The sequence below is a fragment of the Halobacteriovorax sp. JY17 genome (assembly GCF_002753895.1).
Taxonomy (GTDB): domain Bacteria; phylum Bdellovibrionota; class Bacteriovoracia; order Bacteriovoracales; family Bacteriovoracaceae; genus Halobacteriovorax.
In genome coordinates this window covers 17,273-36,794 of record NZ_NJER01000001.1, presented here as the reverse complement: position 1 = coordinate 36,794, position 19,522 = coordinate 17,273, and the positions used below count along the sequence as shown (strand labels likewise).

The following is a 19,522-nucleotide window of genomic DNA, read 5'->3' as shown; positions in this document are numbered from 1 at the left end:
ATTTTTTTGGTATATATTTTGCTCTTATATCTGTATTAAATCATTTAGGGGAATAAGAATGAGACTAGTATCGCTACTACTACTTCTGGCGTTCTTTACGAGCTGTGGTGCTCAGAAGAACAAGAAACACACTCAATATCTTGAGGGAACTAAGCAATATGCAGTAAGTGCAAATGCTTTCTCTTCCTATATCACTGCCTTTGAAAAAGAAGCCGCGAAGAATTTATCAGAACCAAATTTTAAAGTTGGAGACATCCCTATAAATTTTGGAGACACAACAAAAGATGAATTTGATGGAGTTTGTAATACCTATAGTGATGGAACAAAGGAAATTCTCATTAAGAAGAGTTGGTGGGAATCAACAGATAAGACACAAAGAGAAATCATGATCTTCCATGAACTTGGACATTGTAGACTTGGAAGAGATCACGATGAAGAAATTGTCACGACAAGTAGTAATAAGACCTATAAAACATCTGTGATGAATCCAGTTATTCCTCACTCAGATATTTATTTAGAGAAAAGATCTGCCTACCTAACAGAACTCTATCTTTATAATAAAACGGCTCTACTGGAATCTTTCGGCATTAACTAGAGAGGAGCTTTGATTAAGTTTCTCTTACACTTCTTACTACTAATAGGTTTATTAAATTTTTCGCCGGACGTTTCTCTATCGACAAGATAGCAGTGACCGGCATTCTTTCCTTTTTCTCGGTGAAAAATATACTTTAAAAATTTTGGAGCACACTTCTTTAGAGGAGCTTCAATAACAAAACCATCATTTCCTTTCTCTACGTCGACTTCAAAACATTTTCCATCTAGCTTCTTAAAATTGTGCCAAATAAACTTCGTCTTCGCGGTCCTACACTTTTCTTTACGAATAGATCTCTCTCTGACATTACTTCCTAAAGTTCTCATCTCCACACACTTTCCGCTCCAACCATCGTCTTCTAAGACCCACTTTGGCTTCGCTCCCGTATCCTCACACTTACTTAAAGAAACTTTTCCTACATATAAATTACCATTTGTTTTTAAGTCACTCTCTACACAAATAGGATTTCCATATTGATTTGGAAGAAGAGAATATTGAAAATCTTCAACTTCTTCTCGACAACTACTAGTCGTAATGACTTTGGCAAACCTCTGTCCACCAGTTAATTCGTCTACCAGTAGACAGGAACCTCCAAAGCTAGACGTCCTTTTAAAGAAGTTCTTCGTCTTAAAATTAATACATTTCTTGAAATCAACTTTTCGAGAAGATACTTTCTCATTGATAGAACTTCTGACTTCCAAACATTCACCGTCAACTCCACTCTCATCACTCTTCCACATATAATTAGGAGCCGCTGAATTAAAACAATTAGACCTGCTAACTCTTCTTGAATAGCCTTTAGGTCCATTCTTTAAATCAACTTCATAGCAATAGCCCTGTTCTCCTTCTCTCTTCATATGAAGCGTATAAGAAGTTTCACTAGGTTTACAGTTTTCAACACTCACACTTTCTATATACCCTGCTGGTCCTTGCAAAGAATCTATTGCAAAACACTTTCCACCCCAATCACTTGCTCTTGGTACCCAGTGGTGACTAACTTTCTTAGGAGCGCAATTGTCTTTACTCACTTTTCTTTTTAAGTTTCCGTCAATCTGATAACACTCTCCTGAAGTCTCCGATACAAGCGCCCAAGAGTAACTAACTTCTTTTGTGACACAATTACTAGCAGAAGATGGTATAACAAATTTTTCTCCCTTAGTTTCAGAGTCAACTTCATAGCACTTTCCGCTAACACCCTCTTCACTTGGTACCCAAAGGGTTTCAGTCTTTTCAGGTCTGCACTTACTCTTCTTTGCTACTGCTTGAAATTTCTGACCACCAGTTTCAAGATCATATTCATAACAATTTCCACGATAAGATTTCTCAGGATCAGAGACCCAACTAAAGCCAGTGACTTTCTTATTAATTAAATTTGCGGAAATATTTAAGGAGAGAAATAAAATAGGCCCAAGTATAGAAAACTTGGGCCCAATTATAAAATTTAAAATTTGATTAAGCGGCTTCTTGATCTTCCGACTCAACTTCTGCAACAACCTCAGCTGTTACATCAGTAGTTTCTTCAGCAACTACTTCTACTTTTGGAGGGTGACAAGAAACTACGTTTGTTTCCTCACCTTGTGCCCATGTAAGTCCCTTTGGACAAGGAATATCTTTAAGAGCAAAATGTCCGTGAATACCTAGAGTAGAAATATCTACAGAAATAAATTCTGGCATATCACCTGGAAGACCAGTTACTTCAACTTCGTGTAATACGTGTTGAACCATTCCACCTTCTTTCTTACCTGCAGCTTCACCTTCAAAATGAATTGGTAATGTTACTGTAGTTTTCTCATTAGCAGAAATTTTGTGGAAAGATACGTGAAGCATTCTATCTCCCATATGATCCCATTGAACATTATCAAGTGAAACAAGATGCTTCCCTCTTCCTGCAACTTCTACTTCAAAAACTTTTCCTGAATGATGTAGGAACTTATTGATAGCAATAGATGGAACTTTAAAGTTCACTGACTCCATTCCTTTTCCATATACTACACCTGGAACATAACCTTCTTTTCTTAAAGATTTTACAGGTTCTTCTCTCCATTCAGCTTTTAGTAATTCGTACACTTAGTACCTCCATGATTGTATTGATCCTAATAAAACGGATACATATTAATTATAACTAAAATTAGTTTCTAACGCTACGAGGCAACAGTGTCCTATCCCCTGTGACTTGTCTCTCTTCGCCTTAATTGGTACAAAACTAAATATGATTTCTTCTAAATTCTTTGAAAGTACATTTTTGCCTGCCAAGTTTAACGGACCAAAACGTTCAACTAAAATAATGATTGTCATGCATGGCCTTGGTGATCATAAAGCCTCTTATAAAGACTTTGCTCTTGAAGTAAATGTTACTTGCTTAGACTACTTATTAATCAATGCCCCCACTCCTTACTACTTTGGATTTTCCTGGTATGACATTCCACCGGGTGAACCTAGAGACGGAATTAGAAACTCTATTGATAAATTAGAATTACTAGTAAATGAACTAAACCAAAAAGGTTACTCTGACGAAGATATTATTCTCTGTGGCTTCTCTCAGGGAGGATGTATTTCCTTACACAGTTTTCTTAGTTGGAAGAGAAAATTTGCAGGAGTCGTTTGCCTAAGTCCTAGAATCTATCTTGATAAAATGGAAGTTCAAGTTAAGGACATTCATTCAACCACTCCTATATTTATGGCCCATGGACACTTTGATCAGGCCATTGACTTCAATGGCGTAAAGTCTCAAATGACTCGCTTAAAAGATGAGGGATTAAATATTTCTTTTCATGAATATGAAATTGCCCATGAAATTGATATTCATGAAATTAGAGACCTTGCTTCTTGGGTGAACGAATTACTTTAAAGGTTGGCACTTTGGGACAAAATGACAACTTACTAGCTTATTGAGTTTTTGAATCCTCATTCATTAAAAAAACATCTAACTATCTAATATTAAACGATATTTAACTTCTCGGTCATATTTTAAGTACTTAAGAAGTCATATGTAGCCGAATATAAGTAATGGGATATTTTGCATATTCCAAACTTACGAGGTTTAAATGACTAAGACCAATAGAGATTCACCACAAATACTGGTAGTTGATGATGATATTAATATTAGAAACTCGCTAGCAGATCTTCTCGCTACCAATGGCTATATTGTTGTCCAAGCTGCTGATGGACTTGAAGCGACACTAAAAATGAAGAATCAAAATTTCAATTTAATAATTACTGATTTAAATATGCCGAAAAAAGATGGAATCAAGCTTACCAATGAAATCATTTCATCTGGCGGGCCTCCAGTGCTTTTGATGACAGGAGAGCTTGATAATTATGAAATAAAGCTTAAGAGCCTCAAGAATGTCATGTTACTTCCAAAGCCTTTTAACCCCAAGATACTCCCCGCCTTGGTGGCAAAAATATTAAGTTCAAAGTAGTAGACATAAAAAAGGCCCACTAATTTAGAGGGCCAACATTATTTAGAATTTCTTATTTATTAGTGTTTTTCGTCGTGATCGTGGTCATGATGTCCACCGCCAATGATATCATCGTCGAAAGTCTTAGTTGCTATCATTAATGAGATTGGGAACATCGCCCAACAACCAACGAGACATAACGCAACAAATACTTCAAAACTCATAATACTCTCCAAAATTTAACTAGAACTCCGCTCAGTATAGCTTAAAATCTATGGCCAGACTAGTCCTTCTGGGCCAAAAACTCACTATTCTCGATGTCTACGGTCATGATCTTCTGAAAGCGACCGCTAATTTTTCCCGTCGTTATATGGATGTCATCAACATCTTTACTCACTGTTCCAAGATGCTTTGCAAGCTTATTCCATCTCTCTTCGTAGCGATTAAATTCATCACCGAGCTTATTTATCTCTTCATGCATAACAGACATATACTTATTCCTCTCGAGGTTTAGAAGGACACTTTGAACCGTGGTAAGCGTCGCGAGAAAAGTCGTTGGAGAAGATAACCAAATCTTCTTCTGATTGGCGTAGTCGACAATTTCTGAGTGATAGGCATGAATCTCTGCAAAGATTGCTTCAGCGGGAAGAAAGAGAATTGCCTGATCAGCAGTTTCATTAGTGATAATGTATTTATTGGCAATATCATCAATATGCTTTTTTACATTCTTCGCAAACTCTTTTGCAAAGACTGCTCGCTGGGCTTCATCATTTGAAGTGCTAACTAACCTCTTATAATTCTCAAGTGGAAACTTCGAGTCCACACAAATCAATCCAATTGGTTCGGGAAGGAAAAGGGCCGCATCAACAATTTTACCATTACTTAATAAATGCTGTATTTTATAAACTTTTTCGTTTCTCTCTCCAAAAACAGTGCTCAATAAATTTCCAAGCTGTACTTCTCCAAAAATACCTCTACTCTTCTTGTCTGTGAGAACATCTTGCAAGGAAACAACATTTGTAGAAAGAGATTCAATCTTCTTTTGAGCTTCATCAATCTTAGCAAGCCTTTCAATCACACCTTGAAAAGTTGCATTTGATTTTTCAAATCCTTTCTCTAGGTTTTCTTGAACCTTATTTGAAATAGAATCAAGTCTAGACTCTATAATCTTGTGTAGTCCTAGCATGCTTTCTTGTTGCTGCTTAAAGAGGTCACTTTTAAATTCGTAGAGATCTTGTTGTTTCTTTAAGGAGTCCTGATTGAGTTTTTCAACAATCTGTTCTTTAAACTCATAAAGACTCTCTCTATGGTTAATAGACTCTGAATTAAAGTAAAGCTTCTTTAAAATAAAGCATAGAGCAACAATTATTAGTGAGAGAAGTAGTAGATTGATAGACATTTAAACTCCAAAATTTTATAAATCTATTTTCTCATAACTTTTACTAGAAGCAAGAACTATTGTATTTCAATACTAAGCTCACGGTGACATAATAAATAAAAGGATAATTATATGTATAAAGTTTATTTTTCAATACTCGGAATTTGTGCAGGACTACTTGTGCCATTCCAGGCCATCATTAATTCCAAACTCTCATCAGAGCTAGGTCATCCCCTTATTGCTGCGTTTATTTCATTTACAGGGGGATTTCTTGTTTTTCTTCTACTGATGTTATTTGGCCCAGTAAAATTTCCACCAATTGCTCAATTGGCAACAGTTAATCCCCTGCTACTTTCCGGTGGCCTTCTAGGAAGCTGCTTTGTCTTTGCTGCTATTATTGCTGTTCCAAAGATTGGATCTACAGCGTGGATTTCTCTTATTATTGCAGGACAACTCTTAATGAGTTTAGTACTTGATCATTACGGCGTACTAGGGCTTCCAATCAAAGCAATAAATATTTATCGCTCACTTGGAGTTTTGATGCTTTTTTCTGGAACTTACCTCATTATAAAATTTTAATTTAGATTCCTTCACTAAGAAGGGAAAATCCATTTATCCAGTGGTCATTTACTCTTACACCCCAATGAAGATGTGGGCCACTTGATCTTCCAGTATTTCCAGACAACGCAATGATTGCTCTTTGAGGAACGATATCGCCCTCCCCGACTTTAAATTCACTAAGGTGACAATACATAGTCATAATCCCCATTCCGTGATCAATAATAACAGTTTTACCTGTAAAGAAGTGATCTCTGGCGAGTACAACTCTTCCTCTATTAGCTGCTGGTATCTTTGTTCCAGGTCTTGCTCTAAAATCTACTCCAGAATGCCAAGAGTGTTTCATATCATTAAAGACTCTCTTCGATCCATATACTGCGGTTATTTTAGAGTTAAGTGGTTTTACAAAGGGTTTAGTGAACAAGGCCCTATCAGTTATCGCAGCGGCATAGACGAGATCCATATGAGCAGTCTCTTTCTTCCATCTCTCTATTGCTTGATCGCTAAGCTTCGCATACTTCTTTGCTACCGTTAGAGTTCTAAGGGGATAGTTTGAATCTATAATATTAAATTTTGCAACTGCCACCTTCTTCTCTATTTTATTAATTGTAAACCTATACTCACACCAAAAACTACCTGTCTCCTTGTGTCTAGAAGACGAAATATAGACATTGGCCACTCCATCTTTTGGAGAACCAAGTGCGACCTCATGACCAGCACAGAAGAGTTTTGCTTTAATTTTTTGAAATGGATAAATGAGCTGAACTTTTTTGACTGCGCCATTATTAATTGATGAAACTAAGGCCTTAGGAAACTTCAGACTCTTCGATTCTACTTCCTGCTGCGAAAGAGGTGATTCTTTCTTTAAAGTCGAACAAGAAGTAATGACTAAGACAAGCATATATATTATTTTCTTCACAGTGAGCTCCTAATACTATTTATTATAGGAACTCACTAAACACACGTCAATTAAACTTCGAAATAACCTATACGGCCATATCGAGATGGTCCGGATGATTTTTATTAGAAGTTGAAATATCAGAAGTAGAGTCTGAGTTTTCTTTACTCTTACCATTAACAACACTCATAAGTTTTATAACTTCCTCAAACAGTAGCTGAGACTGTCCTTCGAGAATGTCTGCCTGCTCATTTGCTTCGTTTGAAATTTGATTATTCATATGAGTCACTTCATCTAATTGCTTCATGGCCACATTTATCTCTTGAACGCCTTGAGACTGCTCCACAGAAGCATTTGCAATTTCTGTCACCTGAGCGTTCACTCTTGAAACATTTTCTACAATTCTATCAAGCGCGTCTCCACACTTATTCGCCAGGGTTGCTCCCCTCTCTACCGTTGATCTTCCCTTAGTGATAAGGCCATCTACTTTATGAGAGGTGCTAGAGATAATATCTTCAACAGTTTTCACGCTTCCCTCTAGCATTTCTGAGATTTCTTCAGCTGCTTTACCTGACATATTAGCAAGATTTCCCACTTCTTCTGCAACCACAGCAAAGCCCTTTCCATGTTCTCCAGCTCTCGCGGCCTCAACCGAAGCATTGAAAGAGAGAAGTTTTGTTTGAAAAACGATATCGTTGATTACATTGGTTTTTTCACCAATTTCTTTAATGAGTTTAACAATATCACCAATTCTCTTATTGCTATCACTCATCTCTCCAGTAATTTGAGAATTACTTTCATTTATATCATTAATGGCCTCGATCATTTCAGTAATAGTCTGCTTTCCATCAACAGCAACTTGTCGACTTTCCTCTGACGCCTTCTTCGATTCATTTGAAGCTTCAGTATTTCGATCGATCATGGCACTAATTTCATCAACTGAAGAAACTGTCTCCTGTAAACCTGCAGCTTGCTCAGTGGTTGCAGAAGCAAGCCTTGAGCTAGAACCTGCAATTTTCTTTGAAGCATTAGAGACGTCTTCAGCGTTATTAAAGAGCTTATTACTAATTGCTAGTATTGGTCTTGAAATTTGATTTCCAATTCCAGCGGCAATAATGAAAATACTTACACAGAAGATTATTGATAGCATTCCAATAAGCTTCTTAAAGTCAGCAACGGCTGTTAGTGCTTCGTCTTGGGATTGTGTTGAAAACATTGCTAATTCAGTATCTTTAAACTTAAAGAAAGAGGCATATGCAATTTCAGTAACTCCTGTTGATCCTACTTTAGTCACATTAAAGTCTTCTTTCTCTTCAAATATTTTAGAAATTGTAGAACCTGTCTTTACATCTCCAATTGGACCATTCTTTACAACTCTATTAGAGGCATAAATCGTTTCTCCATTTTCTTTCTTAGAAACTAAGTAGGTCTCCCCTGTATCTCCCATTCCAATTCGACTATTTGCAACTCTATCAATTTCAGAATTAGGTAGAGAGAGAATAATTGTTCCAATACTTTCACCAGCTTCCCAGCGACCTCTTGCAGAGGAGTTCTTTGCAAACTTTACAACTAGAAATGATTGGTACTGATTATCATATGTCGCATACTTTTCAAGGGAGGAGTACGAAACAGATTCATCTGAATCACTTGTCTTCGCTCTCTCCCACGCTTTAAAGAGAGGTGTCCCTTCAAATTGATTCATATTTGAAGTTATAATATTTTGATTGTTGATTGATCCAATTATCTTTCCTTCATTTGTCACAAAGGCCATATCATCAAAGAGTGAATGAAGATTAAGACTTTCAAAATAAGATTGATATTTTTTAACAGAGGACCAACCTGATTCGTCTGCTTGAACAAAAATATCTTGTAATTTTCTTGAAGAGGAAAGTAAGTAAGCATTTGAATACCATCTCGAAAAGAGATTTTCTAATTGCTGAACTTTTAAGCTCTTAGTCGCCTTAATTTTCTCATGAACTTCTTTTACAAGAGCTTCACTACTCTTATCTACTGCAATATAACTTGATATAGCGAAGGGAATTATTCCAACGGCTAGAAAGCATAGGATTAACCTAAGTTTTAAATTCATATAAACTCCTTATAACTTAATACTCGGAATTCTAGCAGATAAGCTATATTGAAATATGAATGAAAAACAGGAACTTAATGATAAATTGAATTTGGAAAAGAAGTTTTATGGAAGTATTGCTACTTCCATAAAGTATGATATTTACGCTAGAATGTCGTAAGGTCTAATTGTTTTTCTACCATTGGCAGTACACTTCTTCTGGGCCTGATCAATTAGCCAGTAAACATACTCATTCATGGCCTCTAAAGTATCAGAAGATACATTGTACCCTTTTCCTTTTAAAGCTTCCTTAGTCTTAGAACCTACTAGGAGCATGTCTTTTTTCTTTGCTGTTGTTTTCTTCTTTGGTGCAGCTTTTTTAGCAGCTTTCTTCTTTGCCATTTCTTACCTCATGTAAAGTTTAAGTTGAAAAACTATTTTATTTTTAGTCAGCCGTTTTCGTCAACTCTCTAGACAGAAAATCTTAAGAAAGTGATTAAAAGTTAGTCACCTGTATAGAGAGTTTAAATAAACCCCTTCTAAGTAACCTATAATTCAAAGAATAAAATGGCCTCGAAGTTGCTTATAGTTAAGACAAATAACTGACTAAAGGAATCTACTATGAAAAAGCTATTACTATTAGCTACCCTACTCATGAGTTTTGCAAATACTTCTGCAAATATTAATACTCCAAAACCATTAGAGTTCTATCAAGACATTTCTTGTCATGAGATGACAAATCTCTACTCTGAGGATGAGTTTATAAGATTTGCTGCTAATGAGATCATTACTGATTTAGGAAAAGACATCTGCTCAAAGGTACAACCTCTAGACTCTCTTGAATTTGGAGAAGAAGCTAAAGAGGGACAAGTTTCTGCTGTGCAATTTGGAAAATTAGTTGAGAGTATTCATACATTATATACATCAGAATATTAAAGTTTTTTCGGCTACTGTCTTTTCTCCCCCTAGTGAGGCAGTAGCCGTATAGTCCTAAAAATTTATTTTCTAATTCCGATAAACTCTAAAAGGGAGTTTACCGTGAAGAAGATAATTTTAATTCTATTATTAATTAGTACTAATATTTACGCAAAAAACCTCGGACACCGCGCAGGTGGTGGAAAGAAAGAGTTCTATAGTCACTTACCTGAAAATTCTCTAGCTGCCCTTGAGCAATCACTTCTTGAGCTGCAATTTGAAGAAGACTTCCTCTATCTCGAATTTGATATTCAAGAAACAAGAGACGGTGAAATTGTTGTCTTTCACGATAAGACCCTAAGAAGAATGGTTAATAGAAAGCAAAACAAAGAAGCATTAGATAAAATTTCCAAAGAAAATGGATTTTCATATATAAAGAAAAAAATGAATTTAATTCATATATATGATCTTACGTACGCTCAACTTCAAACCCTACATCTGACAGATCATCCGGATCAAAAAATTCCAACACTAAAAGAATTTCTAGAGCTTTCAAAAGAAATAGGCCTTAGAAAACCAATGTCTGTTGAAATCAAATATCTCTACACCACAAGAGTAAAAGAAAAAGTCATCAAAGTATTAGAAGAGTTTAGAGAAGACTATATGGACAGCGCTGATATCATTTTTGAAGAGAAATACGATATGCCATTTCGCGTAGGTTTTCTTGGTTTTAAATCAAAATTTAAAAAAACCTATAAGGACAAAGATCACTACTGGTGCAACAAAATTAAAGATGCTGGTCTATTCGGAGTTTTCAAACCAGGAAATCATATCAATCTATGTGACTCTTTTTAAGAGTCACATTAGCATCGTTAATTTGTTCATTTAAAGTCCAAAGATCGTAGAGGATACCTATTCCAAAGAGCCCTCCTGTCAGAATATAAATTATCCCTGTTCCAATTTTTCCCATATAGAATCTGTGAATACCAAGAACTCCTACAAAGAGCAGTAATAGCCAAGCAATACTATATTCGACGCGACCATCCCAATATGTCCTATCTGCCTCATCGTCCATACTTGGAATTAAAAAGAAGTCCACAATCCATCCGATACCAAAGACACCTGCAGTAAATAACCATATAGTTCCAGTTATTGGTTTTCCATAATAGAATCTATGAACGCCAGTAAAACCAAATGCCCAGAGAATATAACCAAGAAGTTTACTATGTGTATCGATGACTCTCTCTTCGCCTTTCATTATATATGTGGCCATTACTTTTCATCCTTTTTAATGAGATAGATTCCATCTCTAATGGGTAGGAGTGTTTTTATTAAGTCTTCTCTCTCAGAAATATAATCATTAAATTCTACTAGATATTTTGTACTCTTGTCTGCTTCAACTTCTTCTATAAAGTCTGGAACAACTCTTCCCGACCACAGAACATTATCCACAACAATGAACCCTCCTTCTGCTAAAAGGTCTAAACACTTATCGAAATAGGCTTGGTAATTCCTCTTATCTGCATCAATAAAAATTAGATCGAATTTCTTATTTAGAGAAGATAGGACCTCAAGGCCATCTCCAAAGAGTTGATGAATTTTCTTACCATGTTCAGATTTGTTCCAAAATTGATTTGAAATGGTAGATATTTTCTTATTCTTATCAATGGTGATTACCTGTCCATCTTCAGGAAGAGCTTCGGCCATTGCCAAGGCCGAATACCCAGTAAAAGTTCCAAGCTCTAAAATATTACGAGCTCCGCTTAAATTAATAAGAAAGCCTAAAAGTGATGCTTCTAACTTACCACAGAGCATACGATGAAGAGGGTGATTTTCAATTGTAAACTCTTCAAGTTCATTACACACTTCGCTTGGACTCGACGACTTTTCAATTGAGTAGTTTAAGATTTTATCGTTTAGAAAGTTCAAACATCCCCCTATCTTTGGTAAAAATCATTTAGAATATAATTACTTTAAACCATCGAAATCTCTGCTGCAAGTGCTGAAAGTTTTATAGAATTCTCTCTATCTGCTATAATAGTTAGGCAATGAAACTATATATGAAAATACTTCTCTTATTCACCTTGGTCGCTTTAAGTAGCAATACTTTCGCAAGAAAGGAAATTATCGTTGGCGGCTACGAGTTTCCTCCCTTCGTCTCTATTAATGACGGGAAGCCCCAAGGTATGACTCTCGACCTCATTGAGCTGCTAAATAAATCTCAAAATAAGTATTTATTTAAATTCACTCTTACAACTTCTAAGAGAAGATATAAGGATTTTAGTGAAAATAAATATAGCCTTATTTTCTTTGAAAATATTATTTGGGGCTGGCAAGCAGAACCCATTGCTCCATCTCGCGTAATCCTAAATGGTGGAGAGGTATTCATAGCGAAAGCTATTCCAGGGCGTGATGAGAGCTTTTTTAATACATTAAAAGATAAAACAATTCTTGGTATTATTGGCTACCACTACAAGTTTGCAAACCTAGTGACTAATAGAGAGTACTTACAAAAATATTTTAAAATGGAGCTTGGTACAGGACATAGAGAAAATATTAATTCTGTAATTGATAGAGATTCCCCTACGATTGCAATAGTGACAAAGTCCTACTTGAACCTCTTTTTAAGTAAGAATCCAACTCTTCGAAGTAAATTACTTATAAGTAGTAAGTTTGATCAAATATATCGCCATACAATTCTTGTGAGACAGAATACTGCTCCAGGAATATCTGAAATAAATGAGCTCATTGATAAATTAAAAAAGAAAGGTGAATTAGATAAAGTTTGGCAAAAATACGGAATTAAAAATTAGCGCCCAAACTTGGGCGCCAAAGTAATTACTTTTCGATATTCGCACCAACAACAGCTGCCATTTGCATCATGTTGATAGTCTCACCTTCTTTCATACTTGTAAGGTCAGTTAGTTTTCCAGACTTACTAGTAGACTTTGTATTCTTAAAAATTGGAAGTAATGTCGCATCAGCTACAATGTACTTTCCTGCATTTTCAGGAGCACCATTTTCAGTTTTTGTTTGTAACTTATTTTCTTTAATATAATCCCAAAGTTTTTTAGTGATTTCAGTTCTAGGTAATTCTGTTGCACTTAGCATTGCTGCTAAATCAGACTTTAACTTAACTGGCTTCTTTAATCCTTTTTCTTCTGACATTGCTAATCCTTTAATCTATTAATATTGAAGAAATTGTCCCATAACTAATTAAACAATGCCAAGAATGTAGGGCCTAAAGTGCATTTTTTTAGATAAAAATACGAACGACTCGCTGCACACTCCCTATTTACTCGGTGCGCACTTAAATATCTTCTCCCCTAGGAACGTACCAACACTTAGGTCGCAGCCCTCTAGTATGACCAGCTTCAACTGAACAATTCCCCTCATTATAGAGTTTTAAAGAAAAATCATTATCAATTTCCTCACTCACTTGGCACAAACTCCCTGCGAAGAGTGTATCTACTCTACATTGTGGATTGGGATAACCATTAAAGATAGTAAACATTCTTACATAAGGATCAGGAGTATTAATTGTTGGGAGAATTTCGATATCAGAAATAGCTTTAAAGGTATTGGCCATATCCCCTATGGCCAAAGATGCTCTTAAACAAATAGAGTACTCCTCAGAATGAATTGAGAAGCTCTCAGCACACTCTGACAAGGCCAATGGTTCAAGTGGAATACCTTTAATAATACTTTCATGGTCTTCGCCTTTAATGACCTTTCTAAAACACTTAGCTACAGAGAAGTAATCCGCTTGTCCTTCAGAACTTCCATCATTAAAAGGCTTATAGGTTGGTGCTCCACCCACAAGGTGCCCCACCTCATGACAAGCAACGAGAAGAAAGGCATCATCCGTAATAGTTTCAAAGCGGTAGAGTCCTCCATATATTTTAAAATTATAAGAATTCTCTTTCTTCCAGGCAGCAGCATTCACCTGAGGATTTTGCCAATCTCTAGTAACAGAAAAAGTCTTTCCAAAAGATTCAATATAATTCCTATATGTATTTTCCACTTGATCTATCAGAGCATGAAATCTTTCTTCTTGAGCTTGCGACTTATCTGTAACAGGTCGTAAAATACGATTATCAGGAATAGAAGAGGCCAATGAAGCCTGAATAAATAAAAGTGAAATTAGAATCTTAAACATAAATTCTCCTAGGAAAGAGAAATTCATATCATAAGATTTTTTGAAATTATATGAATAAACTAAAAACGTGCTGCAATATTCTTCACGTCCAACACGGTAAGAACATGATCCTTCTCTTCTCCACTATTGAATGTGATAACTTCTTTCAAATCGCTTCCGAGGCGACTCTCTAAGTCCCTTGTGACAATTTTAGGGAGAATTATCTTCGAGTTAATATCAATGGTCACAATACTTTCTAATGAATCAACAATTAACCCTACCAGCTTAGAATTAGCCTCAAGAATCAGAATCTTGGCTTTCTCAGGGTCTAATTCAATTTCCTCCATTGAATACAAGAGTCTCGTATCAACTATCGTAACTGCGTCTCCTCTAAGATTGAGCATTCCCTTCACATAAGATGATGAGCCAGGACTTGGAACAATCCCCGTAGAATAGTTGATAATTTCTTTAATATCTCCAATCTCAAAACCGTACATATCTCCTAACTTAAATGAAATAAAAGATTGATTAATAACTTTCTTTCTTTCAAAATTCTCATCTTTAAAGTCTTTGTTATAAATTAAGTCATGGCCCTTTGAAATCTCTATGATCTCATCATCATTTAAAATCATATTGTGATCAATTAGAATCACATTTTCCTTATCTTCACTAGCAATGCATCCAATAAAGATGTCCTTATACTTTTCTCTTAAAATCGGTATCGGCATTAAATCATTAGTGGAATACGATTGAATATTTTCGACAGAATCTACCAGAAGCCCAATCGATACTCCCTCATTCTTTAAAAGAATTATTTTTTGGTCTTCAATTTCACCATGGATATAACCTTCTCCTTCAAGAAAGTAATTGATATCAATTATTGGAATAACAAGACCTCTCAATTCAACTATTCCCAAACAAAGATCACATTGAATATGACTCTCCTTAAGCTCTGTTACTTTAATGACTTCATTGATTCCGGTTATCTCGAAGCTTAAATTCAAACTTCCAATAGCAAAAGCAATGCACTTCTTCATATTACGCTGAAACTCTTTATGAGTAAGAACTCCAGAAGAAATTTTCTGTTTGGTAATGATATCGCTTAAGTTTGAAATATTAACTAAGCTATCTACATTTAAGACATGAAGAATCCGCGAGTCTTCTTTCACTTTGATACATCCAGACATGTACTGGTTCTGCTCTTGTTCTTCTCTCGAATTAATAATATCAGAAGAAGAGACCCTAAGAATTTCACTTGTTGAATCAAAAACAAGTCCTATCTTAGCTCCTGAACATTCTACGATTGCAACTTTTTCACTACCAGTAATATGACTATTCCCTAAAGAAAGTAGTTCTTTTAAATTAACAATTGGAATGATTGCTCCGCGCAAATTAAAAATCCCTTCTAAGAAAGGTGTTGGCAGAGGCATTTTAGTTAGAGACTCTGGAAAGTTTACGACTTCTTGAACAAGTTTTACATTTAAAGCAATTTCCATTTCTCCAACAACAAAAGATCCAAAGATCATTTTTTCATTATTAGACGAAGTCAATTCATTCAGCTCTTCTTTTAAACTTTCCATATATCTACCTATGAAGCGAGTCTCGTGACTTCAACTTCTCCTGTTTTACAATCTATTGACATTTGTCTGCCATAATTCTTTCCAGAATCAAACTCTTTCACTCTAAAGTGGTACTTCTTTAAAATTAATTTTAAAGCGCTTAAGTTTCTCTCACCTATTTCGTTATTTTTATCCAACTTAATCTGCCCCATCATATTCGCGCCTCCAGCATAGGAGACAATGAACTCACGTTGATCTCTATCTCTTACTTTCATTAGTGCAACAAGAGACTCTACTGCTTGATTAACATATTTAGCACCGATGCCATATCCCTCATGACTCTCAGGTAAGAGGCAATGGGCCAGAGCACATTTCTTATTAATAGTATCAAAGAAAGAAATCCCTACACATGAACCAAGAGTTGCCTTTAAGAGTTCTTCTCCTCTTCCAACTTTAACTTCTCCAATATTAACTCTAACAATACGAGAACTCACGATAGACCTTTCTTCTTATAAATTAGCGGTGAAACAAACTCAAAGTTTGATTTTAACTTTGTTAATGACTCCGACTCACCAATGACAAGAATTCCTCCAGGATTCATTTTCTTATCTAAATTTCTCAAAACGATCTCTTGATCTTTCGAAGAGAAATAAATTAAAACATTTCGGAGAAAAACAATATCAAACATTTCTTTTTCTGCGAGAATATCAAAGAGATTGTGAATTTTAAATTTCACTCTAGACTTTAGCACTGAAGAGATGGCGTACTCTTCACCAGACGCTGTAAAAAACCTATCACAGTGCTCTTTTCTCTTAATTTTAAAATTATCAATTGAGCGCCCTTTATATCTTCCCTTTGTTGCATGATCAACAACACGGCTAGAGATGTCTGTTCCAAGGACTTTGTATTCAAACAAAGCGGGTTGCTTCCTCTTAAAGTCTTCACAGCACATTCCTATACTGTACCCTTCTTCTCCTGTAGAAGAAGCTGCAGACCAAGCACTTAAAGTTGAACCTGGATGATTTTTAAAAAACTCTGGTAAGTAGTCATTTTCAAAATACTCCCAAACTCTATCTGTACGAAAGAAGTTCGTTTCATTTGTTGTGACCATATTAATAAATTGTGTAAGCTCGTCATCACTTGCTTTTGCCAATTTAATATAATCTTTATAACTCGTTAAAGAGTGGAATTTCAAACGCGACTGAAGTCTTCTTTGTATCATTGTTCTCTTGTGTTCAGGAATAGTAATCCCCGTAACACTGTGAACAAATGAAATGACATTTCGAAGTGAACTCTCGTCCAATTCTTCAATCACGCTTTCCATACTTAGGCGACCTTAAACTTATCAACAGTGGTTCTTAACTCTTCCGCTCCAAGTGATAGATCTCTCGTAGCACTTGCAATGGATTCTGAAGCTGCTGCTGAAACCTCAGTTTGTTCAGCGACTTCTTGTATCGCCGAGCTGATTTCTTTTGCAGCGACAAGTTGCTCCTCTGCAGCACATGAAACTTCAGAGATGGCCTGAGTGGTCTTATTGACACCTTCTACAATTTTATCAAATGCAGCTCCGGCCTGTTTAGATATTTCACTCCCCTGAGAAACTCTTTTAACACTTTCGTTAATTAACTTAGATATTTCCTTTGTTGCTTGTGATGATCGCTCCGCAAGTTTTCTTACTTCATCTGCAACAACTGAGAAACCTAGCCCATGCTCTCCCGCTCTAGCGGCTTCAATTGCAGCATTAAAGGCCAGTAAGTTTGTTTGATTTGCAATTTCGCTAATGACTTTAACAATTTCACTAATATCTTCAGATGACTTACTAATTAGATCCATCGATTCAATTGCTTTAGCTATTGCTTGAGCTCCTGCCTCCGCTTCATCGTGAGTAGACTTGGCAACAGTATCAGTATTTTTAGAGTTTTCAGCAATGGCATTAATAGAAGCAGTTAATTCTTCGATAGAAGCATTCATTTCTTCTGTCGTTGCTCCAAGTGCCTGAGCCCCAGTTGCAACATCACTCGCTTTTAAGGATATATCTCTTGTACTATTTGTGAATTCCTCTGAAAGCTTTGTTACAGTTTCCTCTACTTCAACCTGAGTACTAATATCTCCTCCAAATTTTGTGACACCACATGGAACACCCATATTATCAAAATTTGGATTATAAGTTGCCTGTAGCCAGATAACTTTCTTATCCTTACTAAATCTTTTAAACCTTCCTGTATTAGGATTTCCTTTTCTTAAATCTCTCCAGAAATTTTCATACTCTGATGTTTTTGCGTAATCATCGTCACAGAAAATCCTATGATGTTTACCTACAATTTCATCTAAGCTATATCCAACAGTTCTTAAGAAATTATCATTTGCATATTTAATATTACCATTTAAATCAAATTCAATAACAGCCTGTGACTTACTAATCGCTTCAGACTTAAGTTTCTCAGCTGTAATATTAGAAGCAAATTTTACAACTTTAAAAGGCTTTCCATCCATATCAAGGATTGGATTATATGAAGCTTGAATCCATACTTCTCGTCCACCTTTAGCGATTCTCTTATATTCACCAGAGTCAAATTCACCTCTATTTAACTTATCCCAAAAAGCTGAATACTCAGCACTTGAAGTATAGTCATTTTCACAGAAAATTCTGTGATGCTTCCCTTCAATTTCACTTAAATCATAACCAAGTGTTTGCAAGAAATTGTCATTGGCCGAAATAATTGTTCCATCCAAATTAAATTCAATTACTGCTTGTGCTTTTGAGATCGCATTTATTTTTCCTTCAAATTCAGCGTTCTTTAATTTCGCGGCAGTTACATCAGTTGCAAACTTTACAACTTTAAAAGGTTTTCCATCCATATCAATGATTGGGTTATAGGAGGCCTGTATCCAGATCTCTCTTCCACCTTTCCCGAGTCTCTTATATTCACCTGCTTGATACGTTCCTGTTCTTAAACTTTCCCAGAAGCTCTTATATTCAGGAGAGCTTGAATATTCTTCTTCACAGAACATACTATGATGATTTCCCTCAATCTCACCTAGATCATAATTTACTGTATTTAAAAAATTCTCATTGGCAGAGATAATTGTTCCATCAAGGTTAAATTCAATAACCGCCTGGGCCTTAGAGATCGCATTAATCTTACCTTCAAACTCAGCGTTCTTAAGTTTTGTTTTGGTTATATCTGTTGCAAATTTTACAACTTTATAAGGTCTTCCCTGTTGATCGAAAATAGGATTATAAGAAGCTTGAATCCAAATTTCCTTCCCATCATTTCCAAACCTCTTATACTCTCCAAAGTCAAACTCACCTCTTTTTAATTTTTGCCAAAATTCTTTATATTCAAAGCCATTTGTGTACTCTGCAGAACAAAACATTCTGTGGTGTTTACCAATAATATTATCGAGATTATATCCAACTGTTGTTAGAAAGTTTTCATTTGCCGTTAGAATATTTCCTTCAAGGTCAAATTCAATGACTGCCTGAGATTTAGAGATCGCATTGATCTTTCCTTCAAGCTCAGTCATAACCATCTTATGCTTAGTAATATCCCTAGCGAATGCCAGTATCTTTACAACTTCACCGCTATTATTTGAGATCGGGCTATAGGTGCATTGGACCCATTTATCTTGACCAGACTTGCACTTGAACATTGCTTCACCAACATAGGGCTCGCCTGCCCTCAGCTCCGACCAAAACCTCTTATATTCTTCAGAACTCACATAGTCTTCTTCACATAGAACACGGTGATGTTTTCCATAAATATCATCTATAGAAGTGAGTCCTAAGAGATTAAGAAAGTTTTCATTGGCGTTATCAATCTCACCACTTGGCAAGAACTCCACAACTGCGTGCACCTTATTAACAACTTGATAAACAGAAAGTAGATCTACTCCTACACTCTCTTCAATCTCCTCTACATTCTTTAAAGCTGCACTCATATAAAACTCCTCATAATTATTAGATAAAATTTATGTCTAAACAACTCTTCGGATATACTAAGTGGGAAAGTTA

Annotated in this window: 22 protein-coding genes; 7 read left to right on the top strand and 15 right to left on the bottom strand. The window is 35.7% G+C overall.

Annotated elements, in window-relative coordinates:
- The first annotated feature begins 58 nt into the window (after positions 1–58).
- Positions 59–595, top strand: a complete 537-nt coding sequence (locus CES88_RS00200) for a hypothetical protein (protein WP_290729286.1) — start codon at positions 59–61, stop codon at positions 593–595.
- On the opposite strand, the gene CES88_RS00195 is transcribed toward CES88_RS00200, so the two are convergent.
- Together CES88_RS00195 and CES88_RS00190 are read right to left on the bottom strand one after the other, a co-directional pair.
- Complete coding sequence (locus CES88_RS00195; protein WP_290729283.1) at positions 592–2,073, bottom strand: hypothetical protein; 1,482 nt, start codon at positions 2,071–2,073, stop codon at positions 592–594. The two genes, CES88_RS00200 and CES88_RS00195, sit on opposite strands and share 4 nt — an antisense overlap.
- Positions 2,045–2,659 carry a 50S ribosomal protein L25 gene (locus CES88_RS00190; protein ID WP_290729280.1) on the bottom strand — a complete coding sequence of 205 codons (615 nt, stop codon included), beginning with the start codon at positions 2,657–2,659 and terminating at the stop codon, positions 2,045–2,047. Before CES88_RS00190 ends, CES88_RS00195 begins: the two co-directional genes overlap by 29 nt.
- Before the next feature lie 142 nt (positions 2,660–2,801).
- Here CES88_RS00190 and CES88_RS00185 point away from each other — a divergent pair, with 142 nt between their 5' ends.
- Both CES88_RS00185 and CES88_RS00180 read left to right on the top strand, forming a co-directional pair.
- On the top strand, positions 2,802–3,440 hold the full coding sequence (locus CES88_RS00185) for a hypothetical protein (protein ID WP_290729278.1): 639 nt from the start codon (positions 2,802–2,804) through the stop codon (positions 3,438–3,440).
- A 196-nt stretch (positions 3,441–3,636) separates the two neighbouring features.
- Entirely contained in the window at positions 3,637–4,014 is a 378-nt protein-coding gene (locus tag CES88_RS00180; RefSeq protein WP_290729276.1) for a response regulator, read from the top strand.
- A gap of 59 nt (positions 4,015–4,073) precedes the next feature.
- On the opposite strand, the gene CES88_RS00175 is transcribed toward CES88_RS00180, so the two are convergent.
- Both CES88_RS00175 and CES88_RS00170 read right to left on the bottom strand, forming a co-directional pair.
- Complete coding sequence (locus CES88_RS00175; protein ID WP_290729273.1) at positions 4,074–4,217, bottom strand: hypothetical protein; 144 nt, start codon at positions 4,215–4,217, stop codon at positions 4,074–4,076.
- A gap of 59 nt (positions 4,218–4,276) precedes the next feature.
- On the bottom strand, positions 4,277–5,392 hold the full coding sequence (locus CES88_RS00170; protein ID WP_290729270.1) for a DNA recombination protein RmuC: 1,116 nt from the start codon (positions 5,390–5,392) through the stop codon (positions 4,277–4,279).
- 111 nt (positions 5,393–5,503) lie between these two features.
- On the opposite strand from CES88_RS00170, the gene CES88_RS00165 reads away from it, so the two are divergent.
- Positions 5,504–5,950, top strand: coding sequence for a DMT family transporter (locus CES88_RS00165; RefSeq protein WP_290729267.1), 447 nt, complete (start codon positions 5,504–5,506; stop codon positions 5,948–5,950).
- Position 5,951: 1 nt separating this feature from the next.
- On the opposite strand, the gene CES88_RS00160 is transcribed toward CES88_RS00165, so the two are convergent.
- From CES88_RS00160 to CES88_RS00150, 3 genes are all read right to left on the bottom strand, one after another.
- Positions 5,952–6,848, bottom strand: a complete 897-nt coding sequence (locus CES88_RS00160; RefSeq protein ID WP_290729264.1) for a M23 family metallopeptidase — start codon at positions 6,846–6,848, stop codon at positions 5,952–5,954.
- 67 nt (positions 6,849–6,915) lie between these two features.
- Positions 6,916–8,916, bottom strand: coding sequence for a methyl-accepting chemotaxis protein (locus tag CES88_RS00155; protein WP_290729260.1), 2,001 nt, complete (start codon positions 8,914–8,916; stop codon positions 6,916–6,918).
- Between the two features lie 141 nt (positions 8,917–9,057).
- A complete protein-coding gene (locus CES88_RS00150) occupies positions 9,058–9,297 on the bottom strand; it encodes a hypothetical protein (RefSeq protein ID WP_290729257.1) in 240 nt (79 codons plus the stop codon).
- Between the two features lie 219 nt (positions 9,298–9,516).
- Here CES88_RS00150 and CES88_RS00145 point away from each other — a divergent pair, with 219 nt between their 5' ends.
- Both CES88_RS00145 and CES88_RS00140 read left to right on the top strand, forming a co-directional pair.
- Complete coding sequence (locus CES88_RS00145; protein WP_290729253.1) at positions 9,517–9,831, top strand: hypothetical protein; 315 nt, start codon at positions 9,517–9,519, stop codon at positions 9,829–9,831.
- 102 nt (positions 9,832–9,933) lie between these two features.
- Positions 9,934–10,665, top strand: coding sequence for a glycerophosphodiester phosphodiesterase family protein (locus CES88_RS00140; RefSeq protein WP_290729249.1), 732 nt, complete (start codon positions 9,934–9,936; stop codon positions 10,663–10,665).
- On the opposite strand, the gene CES88_RS00135 is transcribed toward CES88_RS00140, so the two are convergent.
- Positions 10,643–11,083 (bottom strand): TM2 domain-containing protein, encoded by a 441-nt coding sequence (locus tag CES88_RS00135; RefSeq protein ID WP_290729246.1) that lies wholly within the window; start codon positions 11,081–11,083, stop codon positions 10,643–10,645. The genes CES88_RS00140 and CES88_RS00135 overlap by 23 nt on opposite strands.
- Positions 11,083–11,739 (bottom strand): class I SAM-dependent methyltransferase, encoded by a 657-nt coding sequence (locus CES88_RS00130; RefSeq protein ID WP_290729243.1) that lies wholly within the window; start codon positions 11,737–11,739, stop codon positions 11,083–11,085. The genes CES88_RS00135 and CES88_RS00130 overlap by 1 nt, the downstream gene beginning before the upstream one ends.
- 131 nt (positions 11,740–11,870) lie before the next feature.
- Between CES88_RS00130 and CES88_RS00125 the strand changes: the two genes are divergently transcribed.
- On the top strand, positions 11,871–12,623 hold the full coding sequence (locus CES88_RS00125; protein WP_290729240.1) for a transporter substrate-binding domain-containing protein: 753 nt from the start codon (positions 11,871–11,873) through the stop codon (positions 12,621–12,623).
- A 25-nt stretch (positions 12,624–12,648) separates the two neighbouring features.
- On the opposite strand, the gene CES88_RS00120 is transcribed toward CES88_RS00125, so the two are convergent.
- The 6 genes from CES88_RS00120 to CES88_RS00095 all read right to left on the bottom strand — a co-directional run bounded on the left by CES88_RS00120 (position 12,649) and on the right by CES88_RS00095 (position 19,449).
- Positions 12,649–12,978, bottom strand: a complete 330-nt coding sequence (locus tag CES88_RS00120) for an SWIB/MDM2 domain-containing protein (protein WP_290729237.1) — start codon at positions 12,976–12,978, stop codon at positions 12,649–12,651.
- 142 nt (positions 12,979–13,120) lie between these two features.
- On the bottom strand, positions 13,121–13,969 hold the full coding sequence (locus CES88_RS00115) for a hypothetical protein (protein ID WP_290729234.1): 849 nt from the start codon (positions 13,967–13,969) through the stop codon (positions 13,121–13,123).
- Between the two features lie 59 nt (positions 13,970–14,028).
- Complete coding sequence (locus tag CES88_RS00110; RefSeq protein ID WP_290729232.1) at positions 14,029–15,528, bottom strand: chemotaxis protein CheW; 1,500 nt, start codon at positions 15,526–15,528, stop codon at positions 14,029–14,031.
- A gap of 8 nt (positions 15,529–15,536) precedes the next feature.
- A complete protein-coding gene (locus CES88_RS00105; RefSeq protein ID WP_290729229.1) occupies positions 15,537–16,001 on the bottom strand; it encodes a chemotaxis protein CheD in 465 nt (154 codons plus the stop codon).
- Entirely contained in the window at positions 15,998–16,831 is an 834-nt protein-coding gene (locus CES88_RS00100) for a CheR family methyltransferase (protein WP_290729227.1), read from the bottom strand. Before CES88_RS00100 ends, CES88_RS00105 begins: the two co-directional genes overlap by 4 nt.
- 2 nt (positions 16,832–16,833) lie before the next feature.
- Complete coding sequence (locus CES88_RS00095) at positions 16,834–19,449, bottom strand: PAS domain-containing methyl-accepting chemotaxis protein (protein ID WP_290729224.1); 2,616 nt, start codon at positions 19,447–19,449, stop codon at positions 16,834–16,836.
- Positions 19,450–19,522 lie beyond the last annotated feature (73 nt).